The organism is Indibacter alkaliphilus LW1, from assembly GCF_000295935.2.
GTDB classification, from domain to species: domain Bacteria; phylum Bacteroidota; class Bacteroidia; order Cytophagales; family Cyclobacteriaceae; genus Indibacter; species Indibacter alkaliphilus.
Genome location: NZ_ALWO02000050.1, coordinates 40,981 through 66,811, shown reverse-complemented (window position 1 = coordinate 66,811; position 25,831 = coordinate 40,981). Strand labels below are relative to the sequence as shown.

The following is a 25,831-nucleotide window of genomic DNA, read 5'->3' as shown; positions in this document are numbered from 1 at the left end:
ACACAGTTTTTGTCATAGTCCCAATTAAAATTTAACTATACCGAGTCATCTTGAACTTGATGAAAGGGAAGGGCTTCGAATGCCTTCCGTGAGGATGGTCTGAATTGCGGAGGATAGTCCTGTTGTATCAAAGCTTTCAATGGATTAGGCAGACTGAGACACTATCCCGTTCCCTCTCTTACCTTGCCCGTACTCCCTTCCAAGCAGAAGGATCTTTTCTCCATTCTACCAAAGAAGCGAGCGTAAGATCATCTATGTAATCGTCTCCGAGTGCCTGAGGTAACATGGAGGAGTAATCACTTAGACATATCAGTTTCACACCTGCATTTTGAAAATTTAATGTGGCTATATCAAATCCGTAGGTGAAAATTGAAACCATCCCCAACACCTCAAAACCGGCAGCTTTGAGATCTTTCACAGCTTTCAGTGAGCTTCCACCTGTAGAGACCAAGTCTTCTACCACCACTACTTTCTGACCGGGTGTGACTTTCCCTTCAATCATATTTTCCATACCATGTCCTTTGGGTTTGGATCTGACATATAAAAAAGGCAGCTCCATTTGATCAGCAATCAGAGCACCTTGTGGGATGCCGGCAGTAGCCACACCTGCAATCGACTGTACTTCAGGGAAATTAGCCTGAATTGCTTTAACGAGGCTTTTTTTGATAAAAGTCCTTACCTCTGGAAATGAGAGTGAAATCCTGTTGTCGCAGTAAATAGGTGATTTCCATCCTGATGCCCAAGTGAAAGGTTTTTCGGGTTGCAACTGTATAGCTTTTATTTCCAGCAAAAGTGAAGCTATTTCTGATGCCAGTTTTTTATCGAATAATTCCATGTACCAAAATTAAAAGATAAAAAATAAGGGGGCATTGTGCAGGGTGAAAAATTTTATGCATTTTTGATTTTAACTCAAAATTACCTGGCACCTAAAATCCCTGGCCATGAAGATTTTTATCAATGACAAACCACTGGATATTCTGACACCGGAAGAGCTCTCAAAGGAGAGAACCTTTGAATGTGTGTACGATCACCCTGCGGATATGCTTGCAACTTGTGATTTTCATGACGATGTTTTGATCATAGAACCTTCAAAGGAAATCATAATCAAATTGCTTTATTTGATGAGGACGCGAAAGCTGAAGCATTTGGATTCAGTAACAATCGTTGCTTCTGACAAGAAGATAATCAAGAATTTTATCAAAAGCAGATTCATGGTTGTCAAAGCTGCGGGAGGGGTAGTGAGAAAAGGAAAAAATATACTTTTTATTTACAGGTTAGGGAAATGGGATCTTCCTAAAGGGAAATTTGATAAAGGGGAGACTCCAGATCAATGTGCTGTGAGAGAGGTCGAAGAGGAATGCAATATTGAGGTGAAATTAGGCCCAGAAATCTGTAAAACATGGCATACATACACACACAACCGCAAAAGTATCCTGAAAAAAACCTATTGGTACATCATGGATAATGTAGATGACTCTCAAATGAAACCGCAAAAAGAAGAGGGAATCGAAGACATCAGGTGGTTTAATCACCATGAGGCCAAAACAGCCTTGGTGAATTCCTACCCTTCGATGAGGTATCTCTATAAAAGATTTTTGAAATTATTGCCTAAGGCTTATACCTCGTAAGGAAGATACTCGCTTACATCGGCCCCGAACTTATGAACTTCTCTGATAACTGTAGAACTGACCGCTGCAAATTGCGGGGATGTAATCAAAAATACAGTTTCTAAATCAGGATTCAGCTTCCTGTTCATTTGACTGATGGTATTCTCATATTCAAAATCAGTGGTGTTTCTTAATCCTCTGATTAAAAAGTTCGCGCCATGAGCCTTTGCAAGATTAGAGGTCAATTCATTGTAAACGACTACTTTCACTCTTGGCTCATCGGTATATAATTTTTCGATTTTATCTACCATTCCATCAATTTCAAAATAGCGGGACTTTTTGGCTACATTATAACCTATTCCAATAATCAGCTCGTCGAAAAGGTTGAGACCTCTCATCACAATGTCGTGATGTCCTTTGGTATAGGGGTCAAATGACCCTGGAAATATTGCTATTTTCTTCATGAAGTTGATCAAGTAAATTCCCATCTGGACTCCAATACAGGATTTTCCTGTATCTGATGAGGTCCATCGTGGTATCTTAAATTACTCTTTGGCTGTAAAATCCTGAAATTTTTAAAATAAGTATTCCCCCATTCCTTGGATAAGCTCAATGTATTCACGTCTCCTATTATAGTGAGTCGGCAAAGCTTTCTGTCAAATTTCAATTGGTGGGCAATTCCAAATACATATTTCATCAAGTCATCAGAGGTGTGTGCTTCAAATCTATTGAAAACCACTAATTCCTGTTTGGAAAAACCGGATAAGTAAAAATGATTCCCAAAGAGATAGATGAAGATTTCCTGATTGAGAAAATTAGGCTTCTCACTGAAGCAATATGAGAGAAAAGCGGTTGCCCCATGGTAGAATTCAATATTGGACTTTCCATTAGATAACTTTTCAAATAGGGTTTTATCTACCCCTCCAACGAGTTGTATGTTGTTGCTTTCCAAGGGTGTAGCAAAACCAATGTTATCTTTTAAATCACCCGAGAATGCCAAGTAAGTCTGCAGGAATGAATTATTGAAGAGCATCCCAGGGATTAGACTGAAGGCAGTATTGTGAACAAAAACTTTAATAGGAATATCCAATTGATAAAACTCATCAGTAATCAGTTGATCCAAAAGAGAGCTATGATCAGGAAATGTCGCTGAGTGCACTGCTAAGATTTTCTCATTTTGGTCTTTTACAGTCCAAAATGAGAAGTTCTCATATAAGAAAAGCGATAAACTTGACACCAACTTGATGTCAAATTTATCGCAATAGAATCTTTCTTGAGTATTTATTACTGTATTAGCCAAGATTACTCCCAGTTACCAGAAGTAGAGGAATCTGTTCTTGATCCAACTCTAAGAGCTTTTTCGTTGTTGTTTTCTCTTCTTTTTGGATTGATAGGAGCAGGGTCTCTGATTTCGAACACTCCGATTTCTCTTCCGCTTCTTTCGATTTTATCTGAGAAGAATTCAAATTCAGCACCACCTGATCCCGGCACTATATGCAAGTTGTCAAGGTTGAAGTTTGGATGTCTTCTTTCGTTGAAAAGAGAATCCATCACATATACTGAACCTAAAGTATCAAAAGTTACGGTTGTTTCTTCCTTTCCGTATTCAAGAAGCTTAGTTGTTTCTTTTCTTTCTACAATCCAGATCTGACCCTCTTGGATATAGCTTTTAAGATCTGCCCAATTATCTGCATATTCTCCGTTGGCTGCAATGTAGGCTACTTGAGCATCTCTCAACATTTGTAGTTTTTCAATGATTCTGGATTCAATGGCAGCAATTCTTTTTTCTTCTTGCATGACATCGTCTACGCCCTTGTAAAGCATGTAGCCCAAACCAAGTGCGCCTAATAAGAAGACTACGGATAAAATTTTGCTTAGTGTCATTTTTGAGATGATTTAATCTTTTATAAAGGTTGATGGTGTATAATCAAGATGCTATTTTATCGAATTATTTTCAAAATTAAAATATCCATTCCATTTTCTCACATCATTCAATGATTTTATTCCCCAAAATACCGGATGTTTTTCATCTTTATGTATTTCTTGCAGTTTTTGGTAGCTGAGAAATTTTAAATCGGTGATCAACTGGCTTTCTCCATCCAATTCCGGATCTATGCCCATGTAAAGGTTTCCTCCTGTACGCTCAACGATAAAGAACAATTCAATTGCATGTAAAGGTGTTTCTAAATATTCATGTGCACAAACAAATTTACATATTCGGATATCCAGGCCGGTTTCTTCTCTGAATTCTCTTTTCAGGTTTTCTTCTACAGTACTCCCATATTTCATTCCACCACCGGGAACATTCCAAAAAAACCTTTTGGGTCCCATTTTATGTTTGATCATCAAAATAGACTCATTTTCGATCAGGATCCCATTGACTCTGGTTCTGAGTCTTCCGCCAAATTTATCCGTCAATTCTTTTTCCAGTTCTGTCATTAAAAGCTAGCTTCGTGATTCCATGAGGGGTAAAGATAATCAGGAGGGAATCAAGCCCTCAATTTTATTAAGGAAATATTTCCAGTTTGAACCTACTGCCGGTCAACAGGAATTTTTCATCCGAATGAACGGGTTTTTGGATGACAAGGACCCCTCTGCTGATACATTTATCCTTAGAGGATATGCAGGTACCGGAAAAACTTCCCTGATATCTTCCCTGGTCAAAGTACTTCCCAGGTTCAAATTGAAATCTATGTTGCTGGCTCCTACAGGTAGAGCAGCTAAGGTGATGGGCAATTACAGCAACAGGTCTGCTTTTACCATTCATAAAATCATCTACAGACCCAAAGGGAAGGAAGGAGATTTGGGAGCTGGGTTTGATTTGATGAAAAATTATTATCAGGATACGGTCTTCATCGTGGATGAAGCTTCTATGCTTGCCGATGATGCCGGAGGGGGAAGAAGTTTGTTGAGGGATTTAATTCAATTTGTTTTTCAGGTGGAAAGCAATAAAATGATTCTGGTAGGGGACACTGCTCAGTTGCCGCCTGTTGGTAGTTCACTAAGTCCTGCTTTAGACAGGGATTATTTGAGTAGGCATTTCAGGTTGAAAACTGAGATGATTGAGTTGAAGGAGGTGATGCGTCAGCAATTGGAGTCTGGGATATTATTCAATGCTACTTACTTAAGAGATCAGGTTTTGGCCAAAGTCCCCAACATTTTCTTTAGGACAAAAGGTTTTAAGGATTTTTTCAAAATGACCGGAGAAAGGTTGGAAGATGGACTACGCTATGCCTATGGAAAATATGGGGTGGAAAACACGGCTATAGTCACACGTTCCAACAAAACCGCTGTTCAATACAATCAGTACATACGACAGACCATTCATTTTTTTGACGATGAAATCAGTGCAGGAGATTTATTGATGATTGTCAAAAACAATTATACATACATGGCTGATTCTGAAAAGGTGAATTTTTTGGCAAACGGGGACTTTATAGAAGTAGCCAAAATCAGATCATTTGAGGAAATGTATGGCCTTAGATTCGCTACCTTAGAGCTCAGGTTGGTGGATTATCCCGAGGAGCCTTTATTTGAGGCAAAAGTAATTCTGGATACACTATACAGTCCACATCCAGCACTGACTGTAGAAGAATATAGAGAGTTATACAGAAAGGTATCTGAAGATTATTTAGATGTTGTTAATAAAAGTGAAAGGCTGGAACTCATCAAAAAAGATCCTTATCTTTCGGCATTGCAGGTGAAGTTTGCCTATGCCCTGACCTGTCACAAGTCACAAGGAGGTCAATGGGATGCTGTATTTGTAGATCAGGGCTATCTAACCGAAGAGCAGGTCAACCATGAATACATCAGATGGCTTTACACTGCAGTGACAAGGGCAAAGAAAGAGTTGTTTATGGTGAACTTTAATGCAAAGTTTTACCTTAGCACAAATGAAAACGAATCTTAATCAATCAAATATAAATACCATGAAAAAGTTGTTTTTAATGATGGTGATGGCTTTTGCAGTGATTGCAGTACAAGCCCAAACTGAAAACAAAGGTGCTGTCATAGACTTTAATGAGAAATCCAAGGACTTTGGAGATATCACCCAAGGAGATAAAGTCGAGCATACTTTCGTCTTTACCAATTCCGGTGATACCCCTTTGGTAATTTCCAATGTGGCGGTTTCATGTGGTTGTACGGCACCAAATTGGCCAAAAGAACCAATAGCACCAGGTTCAACAGGTGAGTTAAAGGTGGTTTTCAATTCAGCGGGCAAAATGGGTAGACAAAACTCTGTAGTGAGAATTTACTCCAATGCTTCCGAACCGATTGAGAAAGTATCATTGATTTCCAATGTACTCCCTAAAGGAAAGTAAAATTCAAAAAGACTTTATTCAGTAAAAGCCGGTTTTGTCCCGGCTTTTTTTATGTGTTTGAGTGGTTTTGAAAAATTTCACAAGAATATCTCCTGTATCGTTTTTTAATAAGAGTTTACCATCTTTCTGTTCATATTGCTTGACAGCGGCATATCTGTCTTTCAGTACATCCATTAATGATTTTTGGTCTGGAGAGTCGTTACAGCTTATATTTGTAGAAGATATTTTATAGAATTCTATAGTTTTTTCATCCATGTTTTCAGCTACTCTTAGAGATAAGCTGCCGCAAGGAAAATTACCAACCAGAGACATTAAGAAAGGTGAAAACATATGTAAATGACTTTTCCCTGTAATGATTTCTTTTGGCTCAAAGTCTACCACATCCTCCAAAACCCACATGCCTGAAAGACTGTTGAAATAATTGGTTTTTCTTTCAAGCAGCTTTTGAAAAGTGTAAACAGGAAGGTCTGCACTATCAAATTCTAGAGGTTTTGTAACTTCAACCCGGTAAATGAACTTGCTTTGAATCTCCAAACCGATGATTTTTCCAAATAGTGGTTGCCATTCTACCTCTGATAGAGACTTTTCTTCTGAATAACAATGAAAGGGATCTTCATATCCAGGTAAATAGCAATGATTATTGCCATAAAGCCAAATGGTTAAGGTTTCGGTGTCAACCAAGGGCTCTTCGGACTCTTTACAGGAAAAGAGGACGGATAGAATTATGGCCAACACAATGAATTTTTTCATAAACATAAAGATAAGGAAGCCAAAAATTTAATTTTTTAATTGCTCAAATTCTTTTTTGCAATTAATGCAAAAGGGATTTTTCCAAAAATGAATACATGCTAATAAGATAAAAGAGTGAGGGTTAAAAAATTCAATACCCAACTGATGCCTGACAATTGATCTTTGAATTGCATATCAGCGGGACTGCCCGGTTGTTACCGTAAAATGTTACCGTAAAAATCCCAAAAATCAATTTATTCAATCAAATTGAATAGAGGAACCGATTACCTGTTTGAGTTTTTCTGCCCAAACTTTATATACCAAACCACTTGGATGCAATTTGTCCTCAACGACCATGTCCGGTTCTGCACCCACTTCCCGGTAATGGTCAGTGATATCAATGTAAAATACGCCCAAGGTTTCGCTTATAGCTTTTTTACTCGCGTTATATTGGTCGATTTCCAGTCTTACCTTATTTTGATCTGCACCTCTTTCCACAGCAAAAGGTGTTACTCCCCAATCGGGGATGGACAGTACCAACACTCTTTGTGGACTGCCTCCAGCAAACTCTATTGCCTGAACCAACCTTTCTTCAAACTCAACCCTGTAGTTCTCTATGCTTCTACCCCTATATTGATTGTTGACCCCTATCAAAAGGGTGACCAAATCATAGGTGTTTCCACTGATCCCGGCATTTTCAATTCCGGTGGCTAATTCATCTGTAGTCCAGCCTGTTTTGGCGATAATTTTGGAAAGAGAAATGTTCAGTCCTTCATTGGAAAGCATACTGACCAATTGATTGGGATAGCGATCTTTTTCGTCAACACCTTCTCCAATGGTATAGGAATCTCCTAAAGCCAAATAAGTAAGGTCTTTTGCCTTTTTTTTAGTCGTTTGCTCTTGTAACATACAGCTTGTAAAAATCAGGATTATTAAGGTGAATAGGCCAAGTGATTTCATATTTTTCATTCTTTGAAAATGGGTTTGAGCATAGTGAAAGTGCCGTTTTCTGCATCCATTTCCACTTCAGCACCTACCGGTACGATAAACTGTTTCGGTACATGTCCGATCATGGCACCTTTGTATGCGGGGATTTTAAGCGGGAGAATATAGTCGTCCAAAATATCATCCAAAGTCAATGAACCATAGCCCCCTCCGGGAGTACAATTGGTACATTGGCCGAAAATAAATCCCTTGATTTTGGAAAGGGTACCATTGAGCATCAAGGTACTCATCATCCGGTCAATTTTGTAAGGATCTTCAGCTATGTCTTCTATAAAAAGAATGCTACCTGTAAAATCAGGTAAATAGGAAGTACCTGAAAGCGCTGTCAGAACAGTCAGGTTTCCTCCCAGAATTTTGCCACTGACTTTTCCGGGATAAATAGTCTGTATGCGGTTTTGTTTGACAATAAGTTCATCTCCTTTATTTACTTCATTTTCGAACTTGACCAATTCTTTGTTGAAAAAAACTTTCTGAAACTGATTAACATTAAAGCTATTCCAACTTCCCGAACCATTTGGTCCATGAAAAGTAATCAAGCCTGTTTTGGCATGTATGGCATTGTGAAGCGCAGTAATATCCGAGTACCCTAATAAGGGCTTAGGGTTAGTTTGGATTGTTGAATAATCAATTAAAGGTAATATTCGCGCAGCTCCAGAACCACCGCGGATACAAATGACAGCCTTGATGCTTATGTCTTCAAACATTTCATTCAAATCTTCTGCCCGCTCTTCGTCCGTCCCTGCCAAATGCCCTCTCCTGTTTTTAAGGTTTTTGCCAAGTTCCACTTCAAGTCCCAGCGCTTCCAAAGCTTCCATTGCGAATTGAAATTCTATCCGCTCAGCTGTTGCCGCAGAGGGACTGATCAACCCAACTTTATCTCCATATTGAAGGGGGGAGGGGAGAAGGGTATTCTCTTTATTTTTTGATTTTGGTAAAAATGACACCAAAGGAAGGGCTCCTATACCTAGCCCAAAAGTTTTAAGAAAGAGTCTTTTATCCATACTTGCAGCAGCTTATGAACCAAAAATACTTGAATATTTTTCAAAATCTCCAGTCCGATTCAAGTTTTGGAATTTTATCTTGAAATGAGCCTGAGAGATTTTCAATAATTTTCTTTGATATACAACAGCACTTTTTCCATTTCCCTCCGGATCTCTGAAGCTTTGTTGAGGTAATTGTTGTTCATAAATGCAAAAGCATGATGTCTCCCACTGTCTGTCCGGATAATACCCACCAAAGCGTGATTGTTACTGATTGTTCCTGTTTTGGCAAAAATATAGGGTCTTTGTGCTTTGTAGTTGTTTTTTAATGTCCCATTGATGCCCCCTTGTGGCAAGAGTTGCAATAATTGAGTGCGTGGTATTGCCCTGTCAATTTTTTCCATTAAGGTTATCATACTCCTGGGAGTCATCAGGTTATGCCTGGATAGTCCTGATCCATCCACCCATTTGGGATCGTCAGGAAGGTCATTGAGGTAGGTTTTTTTGATATAATCAATGGCTCTTTCAGAATTAAGTTCCCCGAAAAGTTGGTCTGAAATCATGAGCAAAATCTGCTCGGCAATGAAATTATCGCTTTCCTGGAGCATTTCTTTCCACAGGGGACTCATACTGCCTCCATTGAAAAGCCGAGCAGATGTAGGTAATTCGGTATTGACAAGCTCTACTGGTTTTTTGAGTATATCTCTGAGCATTTGTACAGTGAGCTCAGGGGATGTTACATAAGGCAACATTGGGCCTGGATTGGTGTAGGTACTGGGATTGTAGTAAAAAATATTGCTGTGAAAATCCCTTCGGACAGTTGGTGATACTTTGCTGTAGGTTTTGACACTGTTGGCAAAAGCAGGAATTGTAGACTGGGGTGTTCTGTTTACATTTTTGAAAATTACGATGTTGCCATAAATGGGTAGGGGGGACCTTTCTGCGGAATAAGAATAATAATAATCATCCCACTGCCAACCATAACCAAAGGCTTCGTCTTTCCAGTTGCTGGCAGAAAATTTTACTTTGCTGTATCTGGAAAGAAAATCTTCAATTTTTGGCTGCGGAAGGATGTTGTATTTCCAGGAAGGATCTCCGGCTCCCCAAATTGTAATTTCATCTCCTTGTTCCACATACCTTAAGGTATTGGTTTGATCCCGGAGCACCATTAGGGAAGCAAAAAAGGTAAAAAGCTTTGTGGTGGAGGCAGGGATAAAGTTCATGTGGCTGTTTCTTTCAAAATGCACCCAGCCTGAGTCCAGTTCATACAGTATAAAACCTGTAGGATGGTTATCAAAAAAGGAGTTCGGTCCTATCAGCGCATTGAGCCCTTCATACCTCTCCCGGACATCAACTTCCTGAGCTGATAGGGTGAAAACCGTAAGGGCATACAGCAATAAGCCACAGCTTAACTTTTTTATCATTCAATTAAAGATTTTTAGGTTTTGCAGAAAGTAGCATCATTATCCAACCTGCAATAAAGGCTACTCCTCCTATGGGAGTGATGGCTCCCAGCCATGAAACGCCTGTCAGGGATAAAATGTATAAGGAACCCGAAAAAATCAATATCCCTGTGAAGAAAAGCCAAAAAGCATTTTTCAACTTTCTGTTTTCAGGGTAAGTATCCATAAGTAAACTGCAAACCAAAAGTGCCATTACATGGTAAAAATGGTATTTGACGGCAGTTTCGAATGTTTCAGCGGTACCATAGGAAGCTAGGGTTTCCGATAGTCCATGGGCCCCAAATGCACCTATTCCTACCGCCAAAGCACCCAGCAGTGCGGCTATCTGTAAGTATTTGTAGTTTTTCATATTACTTGTAATCTCTTTCCCCAAAAATGGCAGAACCTATTCTCACCATGGTGCTGCCTTTGCTTTGCGCCAGCAGGTAGTCACCACTCATGCCCATGGAAAGTTCTTTCAGGTCAAAGTTATCAGGAAGATCCATTTTTTTCATTTTTTCAAAAAGAGACTGTAAACTTTCAAATTCCCGCAGTACCTGTTCCTCATCCTCTGTGAAAGTGGCCATTCCCATCAGTCCGATGATTTTGACATTTTTCAGAGTTGGGAGAACTTCATCCTCCAGCATCTCCATGAGTTCAGCTTCATCAAATCCAAACTTGCTTTCTTCTTCTGCGATGTGGACCTGCAAAAGGCAATTGATTGTCCTGTCGGCCTTAATGGCCTGTTTGTTGATTTCTTTGAGAAGCTTGAGCGAATCTACTCCATGGATAAGGTGAACAAACCCTGCCATGTATTTCACCTTATTTCTTTGTAAGTGGCCTATCATGTGCCAGCGTATGTCTTTTGGGAGTTTTTCTGCCTTTTCTACCAGTTCCTGTACCTTATTTTCACCAAAATCCCTGATACCAGCCTGGTAGGCTTCCATAATTGCTTCTTCAGGGTGTGTTTTGGAAACCGCCACCAGAAGACAATTTGGGTCAATGAAGGTTTTTTTTATGTCAATAAGGTTTTCTTTAATACTCATTCCTTTATTTTTGATCTGTTAAGAAAGACTTCTAAAGTAAGCAAAGATATGGCGATATTGGGGACATTACTAAAAAAAGGCATCAGATTAAGGGTGTCACTTGAGCAGGAATACAGCTCTCCTGCTGAGCTTCAGAAGGAAGAACTGAAGAAACTTTTGATCAAATCAGCCAATACCGCCATAGGGAAGAAGTATGGGTTTAAGTTGATCCTGAAAGAATTCAGGAAGCCCAATAAGGATTTTTATAGGGCATTTTCCAGTATGGTTCCTATTTATGATTACGAGAAGATCTACAAAGAATGGTGGTACAGGCTCAAAGATGGAGAAAGGAACATTACCTGGCCCGGAGCCATCAGGTATTTTGCCTTGACATCAGGTACTTCTGGGGCTTCTTCCAAGTACATCCCGATTTCAGGGGATATGGTGAGGGCGATCAGGAAAACAGGTGTCAGGCAGATTTTGAGTCTTTCCAAGTATGACCTGCCCGATGACCTTTTTACCAAAGGAATACTGATGCTTGGAGGAAGTACGGATTTGGATTTTAACGGCACCTTTTTTTCCGGAGACCTCAGTGGGATCACGGCGGGAAGATTGCCGATTTGGTTTCAAAGATTTTACAAACCGGGAAAACAAATCTCCAGAAATAAAAACTGGGGAGAGAAGTTGGATCAGATCGTAGAAATGGCACCCAAATGGGACATAGGAATCATAGTGGGGGTACCCGCCTGGTTGCAGATTCTTTTGGAGAAAATCATCGAAAGGTATCAGCTCAGCACTATTCATGATATCTGGCCCAACCTTCAGATATTTGTCCATGGTGGGGTGTCATTCGAGCCCTATAAGAAGGGTTTTGAAAAGCTCTTGGCCCATCCATTGATTTACATGGAGACTTATTTGGCTTCTGAAGGGTTTTTGGCTTTTCAGGCTTTGCCCGACAGAAGAAGCATGCGTCTGGTGCTGAATAATGGGATTTTTTATGAATTCATACCCTTCAAGGATGAGAATTTTGATGAAAACGGTGAAGTGAAAGAGGGAGCGAGGACTTTGAAAATTGATGAAATTGAGGAAAATGTGGATTATGGCCTCTTGATCAGTACCTGTTCCGGGGCCTGGCGCTATCTTATAGGGGATGTGATCCGATTTGTGTCTTTGGAAGAAAGCGAAATCATCATCACCGGACGTACCAAACATTTTTTGAGCTTGTGTGGAGAGCACCTCTCTATGGACAACATGAACAGGGCCATAGAAATGGTGGGAGAGGAGCAGAACCTGAACATCAAAGAATTCACCGTGATAGGCCTGCCTCATGGGTCCCTCTTCAAGCACCACTGGTTTGTGGGTACTGATGATGAAATCGATCAGGAAGAATTGGTCAAGCAAATCGATGAAAAGCTGAAAATTCTCAATGATGACTATGTTGTGGAGCGTCAACACGCGCTGAAAGAGGTGAGCTGTACGGTCTTGTCTCCGCGATATTTTTACGATTGGTTGAGGGCGCAAGGCAAAGAGGGGGGGCAGAACAAATTCCCTAGAGTGCTGAAAAAAGAAAAAATGACCCAATGGCTGGAGTTTTTGAAGGATAACAATATTGAAATATGACAGAGGCCCTGCTGGAAGGGATAGGAATGGGACTGGTCTTGTCAGCGATGATTGGACCGGTCTTTTTTGCATTGATCACCAATAGCATAGAAAATGGCTTCAGGCATACCGTGGTGCTGGCTTTGGGGATTTTGTGCAGTGACCTGATATATGTCCTGATTACTTATTTTGGGGTGAGTGTATTTGCCAGGTATCCCAATTTCGAGATCGTGTTGGGTTATGCAGGAGGGGCGATCTTAATGGCTTTTGGTATCAGTTCATTTTTCAAACCGAGAAGTGCAAGACCCAATTCCGGAGGTTTGCCATTGCCGAAGACAGGGAAGACCAAAGGTTTTTTCAAAGGTTTTGGTATCAACGGGGTGAATCCTTTTGTATTGCTTTTTTGGATATCCATTGCGGGTTTGGTGAGTCTCAAAGATCACTTCGGTAAGGCAGATATCACGCTTTATTATATGGGGATTTTGGGGACTGTTTTTTCCATAGATCTACTCAAGGCCTATGTGGCCAAAAAGTTGCGTTCATTTATCACCCCAAGGGTAATGCTAATCCTCAATAAAACCGTTGGGCTGCTGTTGGTAGGATTTGGCTTAAGGCTGATCTGGTTTGCTTTGGGAAAGCAGGGGGTGGTGTGAAGGTTTCAGTAGATAGGTTTCTTTTTCCTCCCGATCGAAGCAAGACGAAATAGAAATGGATAACAATAAGAGAATAATATATTTTGTCATATTAATCGCAGGCTTTTTTTCCCTTTGGTAATGTGCCAGGATAATTTTTGTTATATAGCTCAGCCCCAATAGTATTAATTATCCTTGTCTTTTCAGCTGACGACAGAGTATTAAATACATTCGTATTGGTTAATCCTTCCCATGCCACGTATTTGAAGAATTGATCCCCACCTAAAGTGTTTAGATTATATCCTTTTAATAAAGCAAAATTTTGTAATTCAATCGCTATGTCATTTAGGAATTTGGTATCAACAAAAAGAGACTGAGGGGTATATTACCATATTTCCAGTAATAATTACGACAGCCAAATACCCAATATCAGGATTCTTACCCATTTTCCCTTCTCTCTCTTGTAAATCATCAAATCTCCACCCCCACATTCCATTCCACAGAATTCAGAAATATAGATAAGTGCATATTCACCATTCTCGGAAAAGGCAGGAGCCGACAATGTGAAATAAGAGAAGGTGGATAATTCAAAATCACTCTTGTTGTCCAGTTCTTTTTGGCTAATTAGCTGGATATTGCTTGTAAAATCCTTCTCTTTGAAACTAACGCGTTTTTTGAATTGGTCTGCGATATAGTCGAATTCATCTGCTTTAAATATTTCCCTGAGTTCCGGAGTCCTGTTCCTTGGGTTACCATGCAGTTGATATGTGTTCAAGCGGTTCAATGTACATATATTCTCGCCCATAACTCTACACCAGCTGGTATCTGATTCATCTAGCAGATGAATGGATTTCCCTCTCGATGCGGTTTCCATTGTCATCAAAATCAGGTCCATTTTCCGCTGTCTGTCTGATCCGCAGGAAACAGCCATAACAAGTAAAATCGAAAAAGCGAGTGTTTTTATAGCAGCCATATCAATTGCAAGCTTTAATCCCTATTGGTACAATGTTTCCTTTAGGATCTCCAGTATTTTCTGCATTTAGTCGATTGATTATCCTAGTTTTGTCCGATGCAGATAAACTGTTGAAAACGTCCGTACGAGTTAATCCTCCCCAGGCCATGTCCTTAAAGAACTGATCTCCTAGGGCATTAACATTGTAGCCAATACCTGCAGCATAGTTCCTCAGCTCCGTGGCGATATCGTTTAGAAACTTAGTTTCAGCAAATAAGTTATGATGAGAAGGATTATTACTGTTATACTTATCAAAATATTTGTTTAGTAAACAATTTAAGTCACAATTTGATGGATAAGCAGCCTCAAACAGCAAATATGCATGCAAAATCTCATGTATTACTGTTCGTGCAAATGATAGATCCGTAGCATTGCCAATATTGTTTGGATTGAAGGTAATGGTTGCCCAACCATTAATCAAGGCAGACGAAGTACAGGCATTAGCCTGTGAATTGCTACAAACCCCATACTGAAATTTTACATTATAGTTTGAAGGCAAGGGTTTGTCACCGTAAAATTTCCTAAAGATCCTATGGAATTCCTGTTGGGTGCTTCCAATTAAATCGTTAATAATATTCTGATGGCAATCATCAAGATCCTCCATATCAATTTTTTCAATTTTAATATTAGGTGAGGTAATTGTAGGAGGGGTATAAGTCGTCCCACCTACAGACCCATAACTACCGGAACCACCTCCCTGATAGGGGCCAGTATAGGTATAGGTGTTTCCACTGTGATTTCCATATGATGACCCGGACGAACTACCACTACCCGATCCCCCGGAACACTGATAGGTCACCGTATACGATACCGTGACCACTCCGTCTGATCCAACATAATTTCTTTGGGTGACCACTTCCCTGCAGGGTTCGGTGGTCAAGAGATTTCCCCCGTAATCCTGATGGGATTCAGGGTCTTTGGGCAAGGTCTGCATACTTGATGTAATTGCCCCATCTCTTATCGTAAAACTGATAAAATGGCGCTCATCATAAGTCCAGATATCCACCATTCCCGACCAGTCCATGTCGATCATTCCATAGTAAATCTCCCCAAACTCCCTCAAGGATTCCTTGTTGTCGGGATAATAACGGACAATCAGTGGATCAAATCTTTGTGTTTGGGTGTTTTCGACAAACATGATATTCTGTACTACCGATTTTTGGGGTATCATCCCTGGCAAGCTATCCAACAGATAGTCCGGAAAATACAGCTCTGTATTGGCCAGGTTGATCTCATATACTTCCCTTCCATCTGGAAATTGAAAGATATGAAATTTGTCCCAATCGGGTTCTTTTTCGAAAAATGGCAGAATCAGTTCATTGAATTCAGTTCTGAAATTGTCCCTTGAATCCTCAACCCTTAACTCACTTTTGTTTGCCTCAAACCAGTTCTTTACAAGTGTTAGTTTTGTGTCTTGCTGCTGGGTCTCTAATATTTCAGATTGTTCTTCTAAACAGGAAGTGAATAAAATTATACTCAAAAAAATATTATTTGTGAATATTCGTAATGATGCCTATGCCAAAAGAAAATCAGTTTGAATTTTGGTGTCAATTAGACAAATATCCTATAATCAACCCAGAATCTTATCAAAATAGAATTTATAATAAATACCTGCAATAAGGCGGATACATAAATTTGTATTTCTCCAAACTCTCCTAATGAAACTTCTTCACCTTTTCCTGCGCAGCGGTAGTAGAGAAATCTTGGGATAACCTTTCTGCATAATCATCCAAAAGTTCCCTTACACGAGCATGATTTTTGGACCGGACAATCAGACCGGCATGGTAATCTAGTGGCACCCTGAAGCAGACCTCAGCATCATCAAAGGATGAAAGGTCGGGATTTTGGTACTTGGATAGGGTCAATACGATTCCGGCGTATCCTTTCTGGACTTTGGGCAGCTTGTAGCTGAGTCCTTTGACTTTGGCATCTTCTATTTTGGCCCATTCAGCCCACATGTTGATCCCGGAAGCGGCTTCTACCATTTCTGCCAAATGCGCACCGCCTACTCTGGAGGAGGTCTCCAGGAAGTAGATTTTGCCGTCATTTTTGCCTTTGATAAATTCCGTATGTGCTGCGCCGCTTTTCATACCAAAGGCTTTCATGACCTGTTTATTGGCCTCTTTGATGTCTTTGTCGTCTTCCGAACCATAAGGTACATTGGCACTTCGGAAAATACCTCCTCCCAGAGAAATTTCCATTGGAGTTGCCAGGTATTGAGAAACCACACAGGCTATAGGTTTGCCGTCCAAGTTGAGGCTGTCGGCATGATACACATCACCGGGTTCAAATTTTTCTACCAGGTATCTGACACGGTTGTCACCGAGCTCATGGATATTTTGCCAAAGTTCCTCTTTGTTGTGTACTTTGATGATGCCATTGGCGGAAGCCTCAGACCTTGGCTTAAGCACCCAAGGGGCCGGAACGGTATCCGCAAAATGGTTGATGTCTTCGTCATGGAAGAGGGAAGAAAAGTCAGGAACCAACACGCCTGCATCCTTGGCCCGCATGCGCATGGCGAGTTTGTCTCTGAAATACCTGCCTGTAGTCTGTCCCATTCCGGAAATCCTGAGATTTTCCCTCAGGAAAGTGGCCTTTTCTACATCATAATCATCCAAAGCGACTATAGCGTCTATCTTATTGGCTTTCATGATACCAGCCACGCCGAAAAGCAGTTTTTCCAAGTCCCAATCCAAATCCTGACCCGGCATATAGAAAATCTCATCGATATCAGCCTTAGGCCAGGGACTGTCCCTGAGTTTTTCAGTAGTGATAAGGAAAACTTTATTGCCGGCCTGCTTCAAAGCAGTAAGAAATGCTCCTCCTTTAAAAAAGTTGGATATACAAAGAAAGGTTTTGCTTGTCTGGCTCATGACTCAATGATTTTCTAACAATTTAAACAATAAATGCACACCAAATGCTGTGGCGTGTTTGGTTTTTGAAAATTCTGAATCCCCAAAAGCGGTACCTGCAATATCTATATGGGCCCAAGAGGGATGGTTTTCGGTGAACACTTCAAGGAATTTTGCTGCCGTAATGGCTCCTGCGTAAGGTTTTCCGTGGAAGTTTTTGATATCTGCGATTTCGCTGTCCATCTCGGATCTGTAGCATTCCCATAAGGGGAGTTGCCATACCCTTTCCCCGATTTTTTCTCCTTCGTTTTGAAGGTTTTTGGAAAGTTCTTGGTCATTTGTAAATAAGGCTGCACATTCATAACCAAATGTGCCCACTGTACTTCCTGTCAGTGTGGCGATGTCTATGACGGTATCCGGCTTGAAGTTTTTGACGAGATAGCTGAGCCCATCAGCAAGAATCAGCCTCCCTTCCGCATCTGTATCAATGATTTCTATGGTCTTACCGCTATAACTGCCGATGACATCAGAGGGTAGAAAAGCATGGTTGTCTACGGAGTTTTCCACACAGGGTACGATGGCACTGACCTGTACGGGAAGTTTCATATCAGCAATAAGCTGCATGGCTCCTAAAACCGCAGCTGCTCCTCCCATGTCACACTTCATATGCACCATGCCTTGGGTTTTGATATTGAGCCCGCCTGTGTCAAAAGTTACACCCTTACCCACCAGACCAATATGCTTGTTGGCTTTTTTGGGTTTGTAGGTCATGATGATGAACTGTGGTTCCTTAATGGAACCCTGACTGACTGCCAAGAAAGCATCCAGTTTTTCTTTTTGGGCTTTTTTTCTATCAAGAACTTTGACTGAAAATCCATATTGCTTGCCACTGCTTTTTGCCCAATCAGCAAGATGCTCCGGCGTTGCAATATTTGGAGGTAAATCTACCAGCTTGAATGTTTCAAGCTGGGCATTGGCAATTTTTTGAGCTTTTTCTACATCCTCATTGACCTTATTGAGAGGGCTGTGGATGTAAAGCTGCAAAGCAGAGAAGTCTCTTTTTTCTTCTGATTTGAAATGTCCCAATCTGTAAGTTCCTAAAATATAGCCTGAAACGGCTGCTTCTACAAAGGCACTGTCCATAACTTCATGGAAGTAAATATGAACTTCTGAGTCAATGAGGCTTTCTTGTTTCGCAGTAAACCTTCTGAAAGTCTTTTTGACAACTTGATAGTCGGGGTCTTTTCCCAATCCAATCAGGTAATAGCTTGTATTTTTATCTTCAGACTCGAATAATAGTGTACTGTCTTTTTTGCCTGAAAAAATCTTAGAGGAGAATTCTTTGTTTCCAAATTTTTCCGGAAGCTTGATATTTACTTCAGATTCCAAAAAAGGAATGATGACCAGTCCCTTAAAACTTTTCTTTGAAGGATTGACTTGAATTTTCATATATTAAATTTTTTGTGGATAAAAATTAATTTATAAATCCCCCTCTTTGTCTGAAAAAAAGAGCCATTCTATGGCTTTTGGAAATTCATCTGACCAATAGGTTTCGCTGTGTTTTCCTTCTTCATTGATGCTAAGCTTGACCTTCATTTTTTTCCGTATACTATCTCTTTTGAGCAGACGCTTTTTGAACTTTTTGGTGTGCTTGACCATGGTTTCGCTTTCATCACCTCCAGCATAAAGATAGATTTTGGTTTCCATCGGTTCGAAGAAATCAAGGAATGAAAACTTGATCTTGGGAATGACCCATAGGGAAGGTGAGAAGATCATAAGTTTTCCGTAAACTTCCGGATAGATCAAACCCGAGAAAATGCTCACTAAGCCACCCATAGAGCTTCCGCCAATTCCTGTATGCTCCCTTTCGGGTTTAGTTCTGAAATTTTTATCTACGAAGGGTTTTAAGGTATCAGTGACAAACCGGATATATTTTTTGCCCTGACCTTGACCTAGAAGGGTTTTTCCGAAATTATACTCAAGCACCCTCTCTTTTTCACCATGCTCAATGGCGATGATGATAATTTTGCCAATGCCATAATCGGACATTACAGCCAATTTTTTGTCAATTTGCCAATTTCCGTAGGGAGCATTTTCATTAAAGAGGTTTTGGGCATCCTGAAGGTAAAGGACAGGATAGTGCTCATCGGACGTTTCGTAATCATGGGGGAGCAAGGCCCAAATTTTTCTTGTCTTATTCAGTTGGGGGATCTCAAACTCTTCGGATATAAGGTGTACTTTGGGTAATTGGCTGGGCCGGTAGGGGAGCCAGTTTCTTCTCCACTTGGGGACATGTTCCTCTTGTATTCCGGTTTTAAGGTCGGTAAACCTGTTAGGAGTTTTGTTACCATACCTGTCGATTTCTACTTCAGACCAATCTCCTTTTGTGAACTTATAGATTAACTGCTCTGGATATTTGAAATCCACAGGGAAGTTGAATGCATACTTTCCATTTTCCAGCCGAAGGAATTGGTACTTTCTGTCCTGAGTAGCCCAATTGTTGAAGTTTCCAGCCAGGAATACAGGCCTTTCATCATCTTCATCTGTAGTAAGAATGATGGTAAGGCCTTTTTCATCATCCGATAATTCTTTTTTATCTGTCACCAGTATCTTCTCTTCACTTTCCATCCAAGGGATTCAATTATTTTATTGAATAAGGGGCCTAAAAATAAATGCTTCACTTTTTCAAATGAAGCATTCAAGACTTTTTATTTCAGAATCTTACCGGGGAGGTTCTATTTTCGGGAGTCTGTATCATAATGAAAGATTCACCCTCTTTGGCATGGCAGGCATTACAAGCTGAGGTGAGCATCTGAAAACCTTTTATAAATTCTTCCTTATTTTCTTTTTGAATGACTTCCTCCATCATGGGTAAAGTTTCCTCCATAAAAGACTTTGAGGATTCAGCTCTTACAGGTCTTCTTTTCAGCCCGTCCTCCATGGCTTCGATGATATGCTCTACCTGATGGTCTGCATAGCCCCAGTTTTCGTCCATTCCTGCCCAATAGAGTTCGGAATACCTGTAGGAAACTTCCACCATGGTTCTGCTGAATCCACCCAATTGGTGGGCAACTTCATCAAGCTTTTCTTCGGTGTTCCCTTCCAGCCATCCATCTGGTCCTACCGCCGAGGATTTTTCCTCCGATTGACAGGCTATGAATAAAAAAAAGCTTAAAATCAAAAATGGGATCTTTTTCATGTTTTAAAGTTTTAGAGTCAGTAATAATTTTTTTCTGTAAGCATTTTTTTTGACTAATTCTGCTGACCATAGCAGCTGATTTACAGAAACCATATCGGGCAAAACAGGAATTTCCCGGTCTTAAATGTCCAACAGGTTGTTTTTCATCTGTATGGTGTGAACAGCCGCCAAGGCTGCTGTTTCAGAGCGCAACCTGCTTTTGCCCAAGGAACAAGGTAAGAAAAGATGATCAAATGCCAATTGAAGTTCTTGCTTTGAAAAATCACCTTCAGGTCCAATCAAAATCAAGTAAGCTCTGTCTTTTTCAAGTTTTTGGAAAAGATGTCTGTCGTTTTCTTTGTCCACGTAAGCGATGAATCTCTGGTACTCGTTGAATTTGTCATCTCTTACCAAATCTTCCATCGGGATAACAGGATTTAATTTTGGAACACGGGTTTTGAGACTTTGTTTGCAAGCCGCTTTGATCTTTTTTTCCAGACGGTCATATTTGAGTTTACTTCTTTCACTGAATTCGGATTCCATGAAGGAAATTTCATGAACACCGATTTCTGTCAGTTTTTCTACCATCCACTCCATCCTTTCAGAATTTTTGGTTGGACTGATCGCTAAATGGATGTAAAAGTCGTCATCAGGTGTGTAGAGTCTTTTATCAATCTGAATGGTTGTTTTTTTTGGATTCGAATCTATGATGGTACATTCAAATAGACAGCCTTTACCATCTGTGAAATTCACTTTGTCACCCTGCTGTTTCCGCAATACTTTGATCAGGTGTCTTGATTCTTCTGGATCTAATTGAAAATTAGATTGCTGGATATTTTCGTGAAAGAAGAGTTGCATATGGTTTTTTAGTTTTTCTAAAAATAGTGCTTATCAAAGTTACTAAAAATGATTAAAGTCATTGTTGAAAAATAAAGCTGATCTTGGCTGATTCTTTAGGGCTGTTAAAAAGAAAAAAGCGTAATCCCTGAGGAACTACGCTTTTACAACCATTTAACCTTTATAAACTATTAACCTTAATATGAATTATTAGCCTTTGGAAATCTCCATATTGACTGATTTTCCTTTGATCGTGTTATTTTTCATGACTTTGATCACATGATCAGCATCTTTCTGAGGAACATCCACGAAGGAGAAATTGTCAAAAATGTCGATTCCTCCAATGTTGCGTCCCTCAAGACCTGTTTCACCGGCAATAGCTCCAACGATATCATTTGGACGGATTCTGTCTTTTTTACCTAGATTAAGAAAAAGTCTTGCCATTCCTGGCTCTCTAACTCCTTTTTCTCTTGTAGACCTTCTTCTTTCTCCTCTTTCTGATCTATCTCCTCTTTCGAATCTACTTCCACGGTCTCTATCTCTTCCGCCCCTTCTATCTCCATCTCTACCGCCTTCTCTTCTTCTGCTTCCTCTGTCTCTGTCTCTGCTTAGATCAAGATCAAAATTCTGCTCTTCCATTTCATGAACGGCGTCAGACATTTGTATTTTGGTTAGACCTAATACAACTTGTTCCATTGTTAAGCCTTCAGCCAGCATCTGACCAATGGTTTCTTCATAGAATCTGTTGTCTTCCTCCTTACCTAAGTGTCTGTAAACATCTTTTACCAGCTGTTGCTTTTTCAGTTCGATCAGGTCAGAAACTGATGGCGGAGCCATTTTAGAGATTGTTGTTTTGATAAATTTTTCAATATCTCTAATTCTGAACATGTCCTTTCTTCCAGTGACAAAGTTGATGGCTGTTCCTGACTTCCCAGCTCTACCTGTTCTACCAATTCTGTGAACATAATTCTCCTCATCCAAAGGAAGATCAAAATTGAATACGGCTTCTACATTGTCCACATCAATACCTCTAGCAGCTACATCTGTAGCAACAAGTACAGATACATGTCCTTTTCTGAATTTGTTCATTACTTTGGTACGCTGTGCCTGAGAAAGATCTCCGTGCAGAGCTTCGGCCATGATGCCTCTCGCTACCAATTCTTCCGTTACCTCGTCAGTAACTCTTTTGGTATTACAGAAAACTACACTTAATGCATATTGGTTGAGATGCATCAACCTGCTCATCAATTCCATTTTCAATGAAGGCTTTACTTCAAAGAAATTTTGGGTGATGTTTTCTACTGTCAGTTCCTTTCTAAGGACCCTTACTATTTCAGGGTTATCTTGGTATTTTTTAGTAAGTTCCAAAATTGGCTTTGGCATAGTTGCAGAGAAGAAAACTGTCTGTCTCTCTTCTGGACAATCGCCAAGGATGCTTTCGATATCCTCTCTGAAACCCATGTCAAGCATTTCATCTGCCTCATCCAATACGATGATACGAACCAGGTCCAGCTTGAGTGTACCCCTATCAATGTGATCCATGATCCTTCCAGGAGTTCCCACTACGATTTGCACACCTTTTTTCAAGCTCCTGATCTGACGATCAATAGCTTCTCCACCGTAAATACAGGTAGAAGATATGCCTCTTTTAAATTTTGATAATTTTACAATTTCACCTTCTACCTGTACAGCCAATTCTCTAGTAGGGCACAAGATCAAAGCCTGAGGCTTGTTGATTGCCGGATCTACATTGTCGATAATTGGTATGCCAAAAGCAGCTGTCTTTCCGGTGCCGGTCTGAGCCTGCCCGATGACATCTTTGCCTTCCAACATGAATGGGATAGATTGTGATTGAATAGTAGAAGGCTGGGTATAGCCCATTTCTTCCACTGCCCTTAAGATTTCTGCTGAAATCCCAAGGTCTGAGAATGTTAATTCTTTTTCCATGAAATGTTTCCTTACTTCTTCAAACCATGATTTCCTAGAAGTATCCCAGATCAAGCGACAGTAAGGAAACCCACGGTGTGAAAAATGTTCTTAATTAATTCGGGTACAAAAGTATGATGAAAAATTCTGAATTCCAACTTTTAAGTAAAAGTATTTAGAATATTCCAACATAAATAGCCCCTTAAGACAAAATATATTTTGTTAAATATATTTTTCAGAAAGTTTGTTGACCAACTCAACATAATCAGATGATGCCTCTTCTTTGGACTTTCCTTTCAAAGCAAGCCATGCATTGTATTTGGCCGCAGCTACAAAATCAAAACCTGTAGGTCTTTCTTCTTCATTATCACCTTCGCTGGCTTGTTTGTATAGACTATAGACTTTTAGCAATTCCTCATTACTTGGTTTGCTTGTAAATTTTTTAGTCAGGGCAACTGCCTCTTCAAGGGTATTTGCTTTCATAAGTAAACTCGTTTTTAAATTTGAGTTTCCAAATATAAGAATTTTATGAATTGGAAAAATAGAATCTTATGTTTTGTCTTTAGGACCTAAACGGCTCTGCTATTTGCTAATGGTATAAGAAAAAAGCCTCCGAATTTCTCAGAGGCTTTTTCTAATTCAATATTGAGAAGTGATTATCCTCTTTTGTTCATTGATACATAATCCCTTTCGGTTTCACCTGTGTAAATCTGACGTGGTCTACCTATAGGCTCACCATTTTCTCTCATTTCTTTCCACTGCGCGATCCATCCTGGAAGCCTACCCATGGCAAATAGAACAGTAAACATATCTGTTGGTATTCCCAAAGCTCTGTATATGATACCAGAGTAGAAGTCCACGTTAGGATAAAGTTTTCTGTCAACGAAATATTGGTCATTCAATGCTGCGTGCTCCAATTCTTTGGCAATATCCAATACCGGATCATCAACACCTAGTTTGGCCAAAACATCATCAGCAGCTTTCTTGATGATCTTTGCTCTTGGGTCAAAGTTCTTATAAACCCTATGTCCAAAGCCCATCAATCTGAAAGGATCTTCTTTATCTTTAGCCTTGTTTAAAAACTTTTTGGTATCTCCACCATCTGCTTTGATGGCTTCAAGCATCTCTATCACTGCTTGATTGGCACCGCCATGTAGTGGTCCCCAAAGTGCATTGATACCTGCTGAAATCGAGGCGTAGATACTAGCCTGTGATGAACCTACAATTCTTACAGTAGATGTAGAACAGTTTTGCTCGTGGTCAGCATGAAGGATCAGCAATTGATCCAAAGCCTTTGCAACGACAGGGTCTACATCATAACCTTCAGCTGGCAAAGCAAACATCATTTTCAAGAAGTTGGAGCAATAATCCAGACTGTTGTCAGGATAGTTGACCGGATGGCCTACTTCATTTTTGTATGCCCAAGCGGCAAAAGTTGGCATTTTGGCTAAAAGTCTGATAATGCTAAGGTTGACCGCATCTTCATTTCTAGTAGGATCCAAAGATTCAGGATAGAAAGCCGTCAAAGAACAAATCAAAGAAGACAATACTCCCATGGGGTGAGAATTGGAAGGGAAGCCGTCAAGGATCTTTTTGATGTCTTCATGGACCAATGTATGGGTAGTGATTTCTCTGGTGAATTTTTGATATTCTGACTGTGTAGGAAGATGACCGTAAATAAGCAGGTAAGCAACTTCTAGGAAGGATGATTTTTCTGCAAGATCTTCTATTCGGTATCCTCTGTATCTTAAGATACCCTGCTCTCCATCCAAAAAAGTAATTGAACTTGTAGTGGAGCCTGTATTTTTGAAGCCGGGGTCGATGGTGATTAAACCGGATTGGCCTCTTAGTTTGGCAATGTCTATTGCCTTTTCATTTTCAGTACCTTCAACAATCGGAAGCTCAAAATCTTTCCCTCCGTATGATAACTTAGCGATTTCAGCCATAAGTATATATTATTTATTTTTCAGTTTATTGTTTACAAATTAGTAACTGCATTTAAAGTGCTTAAGTTAGCAAAAACGAGTGTTTTTTAAATCTTTTATTATTTCAATTGATCAAATTAGGGTATAAATGAAAGGGCAAAGGTTACACCTGTCAACCATTAACTTATTACTTTTTTAATTCATTTACCCAATTTATAGCATTGTGACCGATCGCTTGAAAAATAGATTTCCAAAATAATCTTCTGTGGCACTTTCACGAAACTACTATATTTTTTTAGCAAAAAAAAAGCCCCGAAGGGCATTTTTTATTTACAGAAATGGTCGAAAACTTCAACTAGATGTTCTCCTATCATTTGAGCGTTTCTCCCTTCTATATGGTGTCTTTCAATAAAATGTACCAATTCACCATCCTTGAAAAGTGCCATTGCCGGCGAAGAAGGTGGGTAAGGTAAGTGATGCTCTCTCACTTTCTGTACAGCATCTTTATCATTTCCGGCAAATACTGTAGCCAGCACATCCGGTCTGCTATCGCTCTTATCTAAGGCGTATCTTACGCCAGGTCTGGCTGCCCCTGCAGCGCAACCACATACTGAGTTAATTACAATTAAGGTGGTACCTTTATGGTCTTTCAGGTGGTTTTCAACATCTTCAGAGGTTCTGAATTCCTGAAAACCTGCATCTGTTAATTCTGCACGCATGGGTGCTATCAATTCTTCTGGATACATATCTCGTTTAATTT

The 25,831-nt window shown here is 40.0% G+C and carries 27 protein-coding genes; 5 read left to right on the top strand and 22 right to left on the bottom strand.

Going from position 1 to position 25,831, the window contains the following annotated elements:
- Nucleotides 1-178: 178 nt before the first annotated feature.
- Complete coding sequence (pyrE, locus tag A33Q_RS18315) at nt 179-835, bottom strand: orotate phosphoribosyltransferase (RefSeq protein ID WP_009035558.1); 657 nt, start codon at nt 833-835, stop codon at nt 179-181.
- Nucleotides 836-941: 106 nt separating this feature from the next.
- Between pyrE and A33Q_RS18310 the strand changes: the two genes are divergently transcribed.
- Nucleotides 942-1,628 carry an NUDIX hydrolase gene (locus tag A33Q_RS18310; protein ID WP_009035557.1) on the top strand — a complete coding sequence of 229 codons (687 nt, stop codon included), beginning with the start codon at nt 942-944 and terminating at the stop codon, nt 1,626-1,628.
- On the opposite strand, the gene coaD is transcribed toward A33Q_RS18310, so the two are convergent.
- The 4 genes from coaD to A33Q_RS18290 form a co-directional block, all read right to left on the bottom strand.
- Nucleotides 1,616-2,071 (bottom strand): pantetheine-phosphate adenylyltransferase, encoded by a 456-nt coding sequence (gene coaD / locus A33Q_RS18305; RefSeq protein ID WP_040490688.1) that lies wholly within the window; start codon nt 2,069-2,071, stop codon nt 1,616-1,618. The genes A33Q_RS18310 and coaD overlap by 13 nt on opposite strands.
- Nucleotides 2,072-2,079: 8 nt before the next feature.
- On the bottom strand, nt 2,080-2,844 hold the full coding sequence (locus A33Q_RS18300; RefSeq protein WP_051394893.1) for a DUF3822 family protein: 765 nt from the start codon (nt 2,842-2,844) through the stop codon (nt 2,080-2,082).
- 65 nt (nt 2,845-2,909) lie between these two features.
- Entirely contained in the window at nt 2,910-3,491 is a 582-nt protein-coding gene (locus tag A33Q_RS18295) for a hypothetical protein (protein WP_009035554.1), read from the bottom strand.
- Between the two features lie 51 nt (nt 3,492-3,542).
- Nucleotides 3,543-4,046 (bottom strand): NUDIX domain-containing protein, encoded by a 504-nt coding sequence (locus A33Q_RS18290; RefSeq protein WP_009035553.1) that lies wholly within the window; start codon nt 4,044-4,046, stop codon nt 3,543-3,545.
- Nucleotides 4,047-4,068: 22 nt separating this feature from the next.
- Between A33Q_RS18290 and A33Q_RS18285 the strand changes: the two genes are divergently transcribed.
- A complete protein-coding gene (locus A33Q_RS18285) occupies nt 4,069-5,517 on the top strand; it encodes an ATP-dependent DNA helicase (RefSeq protein WP_009035552.1) in 1,449 nt (482 codons plus the stop codon).
- Between the two features lie 19 nt (nt 5,518-5,536).
- Nucleotides 5,537-5,929, top strand: coding sequence for a DUF1573 domain-containing protein (locus tag A33Q_RS18280; RefSeq protein ID WP_016255531.1), 393 nt, complete (start codon nt 5,537-5,539; stop codon nt 5,927-5,929).
- Between the two features lie 18 nt (nt 5,930-5,947).
- Here A33Q_RS18280 and A33Q_RS18275 read toward each other — a convergent pair whose 3' ends face one another.
- The 6 genes from A33Q_RS18275 to A33Q_RS18250 form a co-directional block, all read right to left on the bottom strand.
- The gene (locus A33Q_RS18275) at nt 5,948-6,679 is read right to left on the bottom strand and encodes a hypothetical protein (protein ID WP_040490682.1); all 732 of its coding nucleotides are present in this window, start codon (nt 6,677-6,679) and stop codon (nt 5,948-5,950) included.
- A 237-nt stretch (nt 6,680-6,916) separates the two neighbouring features.
- Complete coding sequence (locus tag A33Q_RS18270) at nt 6,917-7,627, bottom strand: SGNH/GDSL hydrolase family protein (RefSeq protein WP_009035549.1); 711 nt, start codon at nt 7,625-7,627, stop codon at nt 6,917-6,919.
- Nucleotides 7,624-8,664: a S66 peptidase family protein gene (locus A33Q_RS18265; protein ID WP_009035548.1), complete on the bottom strand. Its 1,041-nt coding sequence runs from the start codon at nt 8,662-8,664 to the stop codon at nt 7,624-7,626. The genes A33Q_RS18270 and A33Q_RS18265 overlap by 4 nt, the downstream gene beginning before the upstream one ends.
- Before the next feature lie 101 nt (nt 8,665-8,765).
- On the bottom strand, nt 8,766-10,067 hold the full coding sequence (locus A33Q_RS18260; protein WP_009035547.1) for a D-alanyl-D-alanine carboxypeptidase/D-alanyl-D-alanine-endopeptidase: 1,302 nt from the start codon (nt 10,065-10,067) through the stop codon (nt 8,766-8,768).
- 4 nt (nt 10,068-10,071) lie between these two features.
- Nucleotides 10,072-10,455: a DUF423 domain-containing protein gene (locus A33Q_RS18255; RefSeq protein WP_009035546.1), complete on the bottom strand. Its 384-nt coding sequence runs from the start codon at nt 10,453-10,455 to the stop codon at nt 10,072-10,074.
- A 1-nt stretch (nt 10,456) separates the two neighbouring features.
- On the bottom strand, nt 10,457-11,131 hold the full coding sequence (locus A33Q_RS18250; protein ID WP_009035545.1) for a YggS family pyridoxal phosphate-dependent enzyme: 675 nt from the start codon (nt 11,129-11,131) through the stop codon (nt 10,457-10,459).
- A gap of 48 nt (nt 11,132-11,179) precedes the next feature.
- On the opposite strand from A33Q_RS18250, the gene A33Q_RS18245 reads away from it, so the two are divergent.
- Together A33Q_RS18245 and A33Q_RS18240 are read left to right on the top strand one after the other, a co-directional pair.
- A complete protein-coding gene (locus tag A33Q_RS18245; RefSeq protein WP_009035544.1) occupies nt 11,180-12,730 on the top strand; it encodes a GH3 family domain-containing protein in 1,551 nt (516 codons plus the stop codon).
- On the top strand, nt 12,727-13,362 hold the full coding sequence (locus A33Q_RS18240; protein ID WP_009035543.1) for a LysE family translocator: 636 nt from the start codon (nt 12,727-12,729) through the stop codon (nt 13,360-13,362). Before A33Q_RS18245 ends, A33Q_RS18240 begins: the two co-directional genes overlap by 4 nt.
- A gap of 385 nt (nt 13,363-13,747) precedes the next feature.
- On the opposite strand, the gene A33Q_RS18235 is transcribed toward A33Q_RS18240, so the two are convergent.
- The 11 genes from A33Q_RS18235 to A33Q_RS18185 all read right to left on the bottom strand — a co-directional run bounded on the left by A33Q_RS18235 (nt 13,748) and on the right by A33Q_RS18185 (nt 25,817).
- The gene (locus tag A33Q_RS18235) at nt 13,748-14,314 is read right to left on the bottom strand and encodes a hypothetical protein (protein WP_009035542.1); all 567 of its coding nucleotides are present in this window, start codon (nt 14,312-14,314) and stop codon (nt 13,748-13,750) included.
- 1 nt (nt 14,315) lies between these two features.
- Complete coding sequence (locus A33Q_RS18230; RefSeq protein ID WP_009035541.1) at nt 14,316-15,833, bottom strand: hypothetical protein; 1,518 nt, start codon at nt 15,831-15,833, stop codon at nt 14,316-14,318.
- 175 nt (nt 15,834-16,008) lie between these two features.
- On the bottom strand, nt 16,009-17,226 hold the full coding sequence (locus A33Q_RS18225; RefSeq protein ID WP_009035540.1) for an ATP-grasp domain-containing protein: 1,218 nt from the start codon (nt 17,224-17,226) through the stop codon (nt 16,009-16,011).
- A gap of 3 nt (nt 17,227-17,229) precedes the next feature.
- Nucleotides 17,230-18,654 (bottom strand): leucyl aminopeptidase family protein, encoded by a 1,425-nt coding sequence (locus tag A33Q_RS18220; RefSeq protein WP_009035539.1) that lies wholly within the window; start codon nt 18,652-18,654, stop codon nt 17,230-17,232.
- A 30-nt stretch (nt 18,655-18,684) separates the two neighbouring features.
- The gene (locus A33Q_RS18215) at nt 18,685-19,833 is read right to left on the bottom strand and encodes an alpha/beta hydrolase (protein WP_009035538.1); all 1,149 of its coding nucleotides are present in this window, start codon (nt 19,831-19,833) and stop codon (nt 18,685-18,687) included.
- 85 nt (nt 19,834-19,918) lie between these two features.
- Entirely contained in the window at nt 19,919-20,404 is a 486-nt protein-coding gene (locus tag A33Q_RS18210) for a hypothetical protein (protein WP_009035537.1), read from the bottom strand.
- 120 nt (nt 20,405-20,524) lie between these two features.
- Nucleotides 20,525-21,241, bottom strand: a complete 717-nt coding sequence (locus tag A33Q_RS18205; protein WP_009035536.1) for a 16S rRNA (uracil(1498)-N(3))-methyltransferase — start codon at nt 21,239-21,241, stop codon at nt 20,525-20,527.
- Between the two features lie 189 nt (nt 21,242-21,430).
- Nucleotides 21,431-23,167, bottom strand: coding sequence for a DEAD/DEAH box helicase (locus A33Q_RS18200; RefSeq protein WP_009035535.1), 1,737 nt, complete (start codon nt 23,165-23,167; stop codon nt 21,431-21,433).
- A gap of 201 nt (nt 23,168-23,368) precedes the next feature.
- Nucleotides 23,369-23,629, bottom strand: a complete 261-nt coding sequence (locus A33Q_RS18195) for an acyl-CoA-binding protein (protein WP_009035534.1) — start codon at nt 23,627-23,629, stop codon at nt 23,369-23,371.
- 173 nt (nt 23,630-23,802) lie between these two features.
- On the bottom strand, nt 23,803-25,092 hold the full coding sequence (locus A33Q_RS18190; protein ID WP_009035533.1) for a citrate synthase: 1,290 nt from the start codon (nt 25,090-25,092) through the stop codon (nt 23,803-23,805).
- A 305-nt stretch (nt 25,093-25,397) separates the two neighbouring features.
- The gene (locus A33Q_RS18185; protein ID WP_009035532.1) at nt 25,398-25,817 is read right to left on the bottom strand and encodes a BrxA/BrxB family bacilliredoxin; all 420 of its coding nucleotides are present in this window, start codon (nt 25,815-25,817) and stop codon (nt 25,398-25,400) included.
- Nucleotides 25,818-25,831 lie beyond the last annotated feature (14 nt).